Raw genomic sequence first — 9,034 nt, 5'->3', positions numbered from 1 at the left:
CTAACCATCTTGCGCAGCGATATCGCTGCTCACCGCAAAACTCGTCGACCACCAGCAACATATTTAATCAGTCGCAGAAACAATACTTTATAGAAGTAGTCCTGCCTCAAACAGTTGCGGATGACGTTTCCGAGTATCATATTTCATCATGAATTCTTATCTAACTCAGGTTAATTTATTTATTTTACGTCTAGATAGAGTGATTCTTTAATTTCTTCCATCACAATATAACTATGTGAAGATGCGGACGAAGGCAGTTTTTTAAGTAAGTCACCCAGTAAACGGCGGTAAGCACTCATTTCTTTTAGTCGGGCTTTGACCAGATAATCAAAGTCCCCAGAAATGAGGTGGCACTCTTGTACTTCTGGTATTTCCATTAGATCTTTCGCCACTTGTTCAAAAACATCACCTGATTTTGCAGAGAGACTAATTTCAAGAAAAACCAATAAGTTACGATCAAGGTGTTTTGGATTGAGGCGCGCATGATAACCCATAATGATGCCATCACGTTCCAAACGCTTAACTCGCTCAGAACAAGGTGTTGTTGATAAACTAACTCGCGAAGCCAATTCACTGATGGCAATGCGACCTTCATTCTGAAGAATTTCTAAAATCATTCGATCTATACGGTCTAATTTACGCATCAATAATTTCCTTTTTTTGGTGAATTTTCACGAAAAAAAATTAAAACACCTAAATTTTAACATCAAAAATAGTGAAATAAACTATTGAACCAAAAATATACTAGTTAAATAAACTAGTAAATGCGTAAAGGATAAGAAATGCGTGTAATCGTATTAGGTAGTGGTGTGATTGGTGTAGCAAGTGCATATTACCTCGCGCAGCAAGGAGCACAAGTTACAGTTTTAGATCGTCAAGCAGGTCCTGCTGAAGAAACCAGCTTTGGTAACGCAGGTCAAATCTCCCCAGGATATTCAACGCCGTGGGCTGCACCGGGTATCCCATTCAAAGCTGTGAAATGGATGTTTCAACACCATGCACCGCTGGCAATCAATATCGATGGAAGCATGTGGCAATTACAGTGGATGGCGCAAATGCTTAAAAACTGTAATTCAGAAAGTTATGCCATCAATAAAGAACGTATGACACGTGTTGCTGAATATAGCCGTGACTGTTTAAGAGAGCTTCGTAAAGATACAGGTATTCAATACGAAAACCGTTCAAAAGGTACCCTGCAAGTCTTCCGTAAAGAAGCACAATTAGAGATGGTTCAACGTGATATTGCTGTACTGAAAGAGTGTGGCGTTCCTCATGAGTTGTTGCTTAAAGATGATCTTGCAAAGGTTGAGCCAGCACTCGAACATGCGAAAGATAAATTGGTGGGTGGTTTGCATCTTCCAAATGATGAAACAGGCGATTGTTATTTATTTACCAATGCCTTAGCCAACTTAGCCAAAGATTTGGGCGTAGATTTTAAATTTAACCAAAATGTTGAAAAACTTGTGGTTGAAGGTGATGAAATCAAGGGTGTTCTGGTCAATGGTCAAGTATTGACAGCTGATCGTTATGTATTGGCATTTGGTAGCTATTCACGGGATTTCTTAAAACCTCTTGAGTTAAATTTACCAGTCTATCCTGTAAAAGGTTATTCATTAACCATTCCGATTGTTGATCCAACATTTGCACCACAGTCTACAGTTTTAGATGAGACTTATAAAATTGCAATCACGCGTTTTGATCAACGTATCCGTGTGGGTGGAATGGCTGAGCTGAGTGGTTTTAACCATGGTTTAAATGCTGACCGTCGTGGCACTTTAGAAATGGTTACTCAAGATTTATTCCCAGGTGGTGATTTGGCACAAGCATCGTTCTGGACAGGTCTTCGTCCAATGACACCTGACAGTACACCGATTATTGGCGCGACACGTTTTAAAAACTTATTCTTAAATACAGGTCATGGCACATTAGGTTGGACGATGGCATGTGGTTCAGGAAAATTGATCAGTGATCTTGTATTGAATCATCAAACAGATATTAGTACAGAAGGTCTATCTATTCAGCGTTATCCTCACGCAGCTTAAAAACTGCATTCATTTTTATTATTCACATTGTATTAAGGCGTTTAGAGATAAACGCTTTAATTGCAGATTCGTATTCAGGGACGAATAACATGCCTAGACCAATTACTGCTGTCATTCATCATGATGCATTACAGCATAATTTAAATGTTGCTCGTCAATTTATGCCTCAAAGTAAGGTTTTTGCAGTGGTCAAAGCCAATGCATATGGGCATGGAATTGAGCGTGTTTATGAAGCGTTTAAATCCGCAGATGGTTTTGCTTTATTGGATATTGATGAAGCAAAAAGATTAAGAAAATTAGGTTGGACAGGTCCAATCTTGCTTTTAGAAGGTATCTTCTCCGCAGAAGATCTAATGGATTGTGAAAAATACCAATTGAGCTTTAGTTTGCATCACACAGCACAAATTACTTGGTTAGAGCAGTTCCAAACACAACATGCTCAATCACAGACCCAATTCGACGTATTTTTAAAAATGAATACGGGCATGAATCGTCTGGGTTTTAAACCAGAGGTTTATCGTACAATGTGGCAACGATTGAAACAGTGTGCTGCGGTCAAGTCCGTCACTCATATGATGCATTTTTCAGATGCAGATGGAGAGCGTTTGGGAAAATCTGGGATTGAATATCAACAACGTGTTTTTGATGAGACGATTCACGATTTAGCGGGTGACCGCTCGGTCTCAAATAGCGCTGCCATCCTGAGACATTCACAAGATTTACATTCAGATTATGTTCGTAGCGGCATTATGCTTTACGGTAGCTCACCTGATTATCCCACTCATTCAATCCAAGACTGGAATCTTAAACCAAGCATGAGTTTGCGCAGTGAAATCATCGCAGTTCAAGATTTACAGGCAAATGAAACAGTGGGGTATGGTTCAAAGTTCACAGCACCCCATGCGATGAAAATCGGTATTGTTGCATGTGGTTATGCTGATGGTTATCAGCGTATCTCTATGGATGCGCCAGTGTTGGTCAATTCTGTACTGACTAAAACCATTGGTCGAGTCAGTATGGATATGCTCGCAGTTGATTTAACTCATATTACGGATGCTGACATTGGCAGTGAAGTGGTGTTGTGGGGACAATCTTCTGACGGTGCTGTACTGCCGATCGATGATGTTGCTGCAAGTTCAGGCACAGTTGGTTATGAACTCATGTGTGGTGTCACTGCACGCGTTAATTTCAAAATTTCGAAATAAGGAAATAAAGATGTCAAATAATCTTCAACATGCTGATATTCAGAAACTGAATAGCAATGAAGTGATGAGTGCAGTCACAATTTTTAATAAAGTGGTTTATTTATCTGGTCAAGTACCTAAAAATACGCAACTTGATGTTGTGGGTCAAACCAAAGATATCTTGGCAACCATCGATCAACTCTTGCTTGAAGCCGATACTGATAAATCTCGTTTATTGTCTGCAAATGTTTACATAAAAAATTTATCAGACTTTCCAGCATTCAATGCTGTTTGGGTGGATTGGTTAAAAGGTTGTGTTGCCCCTTCTCGTGCCACAATTCAAGCAGACATGGTGAATCCAGATTGGTTGATTGAAATTGCAGTCACTGCAGCACAGAAATAAGCTTTTTAATGTCTACGCATTGATCACTGCATGACTTAAATCGTACTTATTTAGAAACAAAGCCAAAGCACATGTAAACCATGTGCTTTCGCTCAAGTTGGGTAAAACAAAATAGAACGGGAATGTTCTGTTGCCACAAGCAAGTTTTACCTCCAGAAAAATTGTCAAAAAGGATATTTTTATGACAACTTCAAGCCATACAGATGACGCACCATCGTCGCCACATGAGCTGCAACGGAAACTATCAAATCGTCATTTGCAATTAATTGCCATAGGCGGTGCGATTGGTACAGGTTTATTTATGGGATCAGGGAAAACAATTTCTCTAGCAGGTCCCTCGATTTTAATCATTTATATGATTATTGGTGCCATGTTTTTCTTCTTAATGCGTGCATTAGGGGAAATTCTACTTTCCAATCTGCATTACAAATCATTTATCGACATGGCACATGACTTGATTGGTCCTGGTGCAGGTTACTACATCGGCTGGTCTTATTGGCTGGGTTGGATTTTGGTCGGCATTGCTGATTTAGCTGCAATTATTAATTATTTAAATTTTTGGTTACCCGATGGCGTTGCTTTTACGCCCATGGGGCAAGCCCTGATTAGTGCAGGCTGCGTGCTTTTGGTTCTCGGGATTAACCTGCTTACCGTAAAATTGTTCGGTGAAATTGAATTTTGGTTTGCATTGATTAAGATTCTAGCCATTCTTGGCTTGATTTTGATTGGTGGGTATATGGTATTTAGCCACTTTCAAGCGCCAAGTGGCTCTGTTGCCAGCTTTAGCAATGTGTGGTCATATGGGGGAATGTTTCCGAAAGGCGGAACTGGCTTTTTAGCAGGCTTCCAAATTGCCTTATTTGCCTTTGTGGGGGTTGAGCTGATTGGTACGATGGCGGCTGAAACCAAAGATCCAGAAAAGAACTTGCCTAAAGCGGTCAATGCAATTCCTACACGGATTATTTTGTTTTATGTATTGGCATTGTTTATTGTAATGTCTGTAACACCTTGGACAGAAATTCCAGCTGACCAAAGTCCTTTTGTATCGTTATTTATGCATGCAGGTATTGGTGGTGCTGCCATTATTATGAATCTGGTGGTGTTATCTTCTGTGATGTCGTCAATGAACAGTGGTGTGTTTTCAACCAGTCGTATGCTCTTTGGTTTAGCCAAAGAAGGTCAAGCGCCTGAAAAGCTAGCTGAGCTATCAAAACGTGCTGTTCCTGCAAAAGGGTTGTTGTTCTCTTGTGGTTTCATTATGGCTGGTGCAGCCTTACAGTATTTTGTACCCAATACTGTTGAAGCATTTACGCTGGCAAGTTCTCTGTGCGTGATTTTGTTCATCAGCATCTGGAGTATCATCATGGTCTGTTATATACGCTATCGTAAATTACGCCCAGAACTGCATGCAAAATCAAACTTTAAAATGCCAGGTGGCGTATGGATGTCATATATTGTATTGATCTTCCTTGCGTTTACATTGGTGATTCTCAGCTTGGAGCCTGATACTTTAAAGGCACTCATCATCAGTCCGTTGTGGGTGATTATTTTGGCGGTCACTTATCAGTTCATGTATAAACCGCGTATGAGAAAACGTAGTCATCAACAAGACTAATGTTGAATATCTTCAACTTTTAACTGATCAGGAGATGGTTTTAGGTCATCTCCTGTATATTTTTTTTCTAATTAAATTGATTTCGTTATAAATTTTATATAGTTCATGATGTCTTGATTGACATTATTTTTAGATTTACAATCCATCGGCTACATCAATTTATTAACAAATTGTTCAAAATAAAATACTGAAATAAAAATAAAAAACACGTTTAATAGCATTATTTTGGTTAAACAATAATATCTATGCGCAATAACAAGATTGATTTATTACGAGGCATTTCAATTTTATTGGTGCTGATTCATCATTTTAATATTCCTTATAAATTACACGACACATTTTTAGGTGTACAAATTTTTGGAGAAAGTCTTAATAATTTGATTGCGCGTAATGGCAACTATGGGGTGACGATGTTTTTCGTCATTTCAGGCTTTCTGATTACCCAGCATACTTTACAAAGAAGTGGATCGTTAGGGCATATCAGAGTAAAAGACTTTTATGTTCGCCGTATTGCACGAATTATACCTTGTTTAGTCCTGCTTGTTGCTTTGGTCACGATATTTGGTGCGATGGGACTTAAACCATTTATGAATCAAGCACCCAATGACATTGAAGTCTCTTATGGGCTCACTGTATTTTCTGCTTTTACCTTTTGGATGAATATATTGATCATTGAGAATGGTTGGGTGAATTATGCACTTGGTGTCTTATGGTCATTGTCGGTTGAAGAGGTGTTTTATTTAGCCTTTCCAATACTCTGTTTGGCTTTAGGGCGAGGGAAAGGTTTCATTGCATTGTTGTTGGTTGTTATTTGTTATGCACCTTACTTTCGTTCTTTACACTTTGCTGAAGAAAGTGGGGCATATTTATATCACTATTTTTCGAGTTTCGATGGCATTGCAATGGGGGGTTTGACCGCATTAATTGCTCAAAAGGTGGGGACAAAGCTTGATATTCCAAAAATCATAGTGCCTGTGGTTTGTATTTTGATGATTATGTTGTACTTTTATGCCCCAATTAAAGATGTCAGTACATGGGGAGTGTCTATTTTTGCGCTATTGTCTGCGATTTTAATTTTCTGTTTTGCTCAACATCCGCAAGCTGAATCATCCTCTATGTTCTCCAAAGCTATGGAGTGGGTAGGGCAGCGTAGTTATGAGATGTATTTATTTCATCTGATTATTCTAGGTATGTTTAAAGTTTTTTATCTTCCCAAAGAAACTCTACCCGCCGAAAAATTGATGCTATTGCCTATTTATTTTATGGGAGTATTTATATTGAGTTGGGCAATCGAAAAGTATTATTCAGCACCATTGAATCGACAAATACGTCAATTTTTACTTAATAATAGATAGGCGAATTAATTTCATTAAATATTTTTAAGGTATATAGCATGATATCAATAATCTGTTATATGCTTTTGGGGAAACTGAATCTATAATTTTAAAAAAGTAGTGATTAAGTCTATTGTAAAGCATAATCACATATATTTTCACGAAATTAATCAATTGAATTTTAACACAATAATAATTTTTTGTTTGCCTTGTCCCTATTTTTTAATCCAATCTAGAATGAGCTTTTTACTTTTTTATTCCTAATATGAAATGAATAACTGGCTAGGTTTCTAGCTTGAAAATTTGTTACTTGCATATAATTAAGGTATATTTGAGCGGTTTATTCATTTTTATATAAACATTTTTATTAAATTTTACTAAATAAAATAAGAGAATAATTATGACTCAAGCTGTTATTGTCCAAGGTTGTAAAACCGATCATGGTGGTGTCGTGATTCAAAGCAATGCCTCTACCTTAGTCAATGGAATCGGTATGGCTGCCAAAGGCTATATGGTTGCTTGTCCTAAATGTAAAGGCGTTTTTCCAATTGCTGAAGGTGCACCTAATTTTATTCTTCCTGATAATAGTCAGGTTGCTTTAGCAGGAATGAAAACAGCATGTGGTGCGAAATTATTGCCAAGTTCATTTCAAGTGGTTGTTGAAGCCAGTTCACCTTTTGGTTCTCAACTGATGGGTAATCCAAACGATGAGGGTGAAGAGACAATACCGCCACCACAAGACCATTCAGGGCGTTTTCAGCTTGTTGACCAAAATACTGGTGAACCGATCGCCAACCGTAGAGTCCGTGTAACCATGGGAGATGGCACCAGTACAATTTATGCAAGTGATACGCAAGGCTATACTGATTGGATTTATACCCCGTCTGAGGAAGAAATTCATCTCAATTTAGTGGATGAGTTAGACAATGGCTGATCAAGGAAAACCACAAGGAATATTAACAACTAAACCAGCTCAACTTCAAACAATTAAAGTTGTTGCAATTGACAGTACGGCACTTGATCCCAAAGACAAAGAAATTCTTTGTAGTGCCATTTGTTATTGTAACTACAATCCAAACAAAGGGAAAAAGCAAAATAACCTTTATCAATCATGTGTTTCTGAGCGATTAAAAGAAATGGATGAAATGATGTTTAATCAAAGTCCATATAAACCCGAAATCACTTATGATATGCATACAGACCCTCCTGAACCGATCATGGATAAAAATATACTCACCAAAGGGCATAAATATGTTTGGGGATGGATTAAAAAAAATTGGCTTAAAGATAAAGGGTATGAGTATGAAAAGGGGGAGGGAATGACTCGTCGCCCTGATGTGGTTATTGTCAAAGACCCCAATGCACCTCCAACCCAAGACAATATTAAACATGTGGTGGAAATTAAGTTTGGTACGGATGTTTTTGGTCCTGAGCAAGAAAAGGCTTATGAGCAAATAGCAGGCGACTACAGTAAGTTAAAAGTGCTCGACCCTGATGAATGTGGTTGTGGTGATGATGATGGTAAAAAATCTACAGTGACTGAATGGGCAACTGCAGCAATTGCGACATTAGCTGCCTTGGCACAGTTGCGAAAAGGCAAACTACCGAAAATGCCAAAATTCCCAGCCCCGGCATTTTAACTTGGAGAAAACAATGCATTTTAAAAAAGAACAAGACTACAAAGCATGGGTTGCGATGCAAGAAAAAGGCGCCATTGGTGGTGGTTTACTCACTCCTCAAGGTGGAGAGGACTATGTCGGTGCGATTCCTGCGATTCGTGCGGTTTTATACTTTAAAGAGGGTTTTAGTGATGAAATGCGTGAAGCGATTGCTCAATGCTTTGATGATTATCAAGCCCATGCCAAAGCGCATTTAACTTGGTTATGGCAGGATGAGCCACCTAACGGGGCTGGTGGTGCTAGTTTAGCTTTTGAAAAAGTTAAACCTATACGAAATATCTTAAAACTTTATAGTCCTATGAAAGCTTTTAATTTTTTATATACCAGTGGTAAAGAGAAATTTGCAACAGGGGCATGGGAGTTTTATGTAGGAGGATCTAGTCAATGGCAAGTGAAGAATGGGAAATATCAAAGCTCTTTAACTTTTTCTATGCCAATCGACTGGGTTGGTGAAAATAGTAAAGCTTTTATTGATTTATTTATTAAGTGTGCGCAACGTTTAAAAGCCAAACATGGTTATGCAGGTTATGCTTGTCTCATTTCTAGAATAAGAAGTGATAAGAATGAACCGACCGAAGCGTTTATGGCTCGTAGAGCTTGGGCAATGGATGTAGGAAATCCAGGACTTTTATCTAATAGATTAATAACAGGCATTAAAACTGTGAACTGGTTAACTGCAATCAGCTACGAATGGTTTAATTCGATCAAGGAAGAAGAAGCATTAAACAGTGAACTACCGATGAATTGGTTTATTGGTTATGACTATGGTACAGGGGG

The 9,034-nt window shown here is 38.3% G+C and carries 9 protein-coding genes; 8 read left to right on the top strand and 1 reads right to left on the bottom strand.

Features of this window, described 5'->3' with window-relative positions; genetic code table 11:
• Positions 1-179: 179 nt before the first annotated feature.
• A complete protein-coding gene (locus tag AC1Z3T_RS20975; protein ID WP_004830027.1) occupies positions 180-644 on the bottom strand; it encodes an Lrp/AsnC ligand binding domain-containing protein in 465 nt (154 codons plus the stop codon).
• 138 nt (positions 645-782) lie between these two features.
• Between AC1Z3T_RS20975 and AC1Z3T_RS20970 the strand changes: the two genes are divergently transcribed.
• The 8 genes from AC1Z3T_RS20970 to AC1Z3T_RS20935 form a co-directional block, all read left to right on the top strand.
• Positions 783-2,042 carry a D-amino acid dehydrogenase gene (locus tag AC1Z3T_RS20970; protein ID WP_483396969.1) on the top strand — a complete coding sequence of 420 codons (1,260 nt, stop codon included), beginning with the start codon at positions 783-785 and terminating at the stop codon, positions 2,040-2,042.
• Between the two features lie 89 nt (positions 2,043-2,131).
• Positions 2,132-3,247 carry an alanine racemase gene (alr, locus tag AC1Z3T_RS20965; protein ID WP_100885885.1) on the top strand — a complete coding sequence of 372 codons (1,116 nt, stop codon included), beginning with the start codon at positions 2,132-2,134 and terminating at the stop codon, positions 3,245-3,247.
• Positions 3,248-3,257: 10 nt separating this feature from the next.
• The gene (locus AC1Z3T_RS20960; RefSeq protein ID WP_004830021.1) at positions 3,258-3,629 is read left to right on the top strand and encodes a RidA family protein; all 372 of its coding nucleotides are present in this window, start codon (positions 3,258-3,260) and stop codon (positions 3,627-3,629) included.
• 181 nt (positions 3,630-3,810) lie between these two features.
• Positions 3,811-5,244 carry an amino acid permease gene (locus AC1Z3T_RS20955; RefSeq protein ID WP_042086042.1) on the top strand — a complete coding sequence of 478 codons (1,434 nt, stop codon included), beginning with the start codon at positions 3,811-3,813 and terminating at the stop codon, positions 5,242-5,244.
• Between the two features lie 245 nt (positions 5,245-5,489).
• Positions 5,490-6,599 (top strand): acyltransferase family protein, encoded by a 1,110-nt coding sequence (locus tag AC1Z3T_RS20950; RefSeq protein ID WP_100885884.1) that lies wholly within the window; start codon positions 5,490-5,492, stop codon positions 6,597-6,599.
• Positions 6,600-6,978: 379 nt separating this feature from the next.
• Entirely contained in the window at positions 6,979-7,512 is a 534-nt protein-coding gene (locus AC1Z3T_RS20945; protein ID WP_100885883.1) for a PAAR domain-containing protein, read from the top strand.
• The gene (locus AC1Z3T_RS20940; protein WP_100885882.1) at positions 7,505-8,218 is read left to right on the top strand and encodes a VRR-NUC domain-containing protein; all 714 of its coding nucleotides are present in this window, start codon (positions 7,505-7,507) and stop codon (positions 8,216-8,218) included. Before AC1Z3T_RS20945 ends, AC1Z3T_RS20940 begins: the two co-directional genes overlap by 8 nt.
• Before the next feature lie 13 nt (positions 8,219-8,231).
• The coding region (locus tag AC1Z3T_RS20935; RefSeq protein ID WP_483396966.1) for a type VI immunity family protein at positions 8,232-9,034 on the top strand (803 nt) is incomplete at its 3' end.

It is taken from the genome of Acinetobacter sp. B-6 (genome assembly GCF_056930735.1).
The sequence above is the reverse complement of the archived record's forward strand: the minus strand, read 5'-3'. Positions and strand labels throughout refer to the sequence as shown.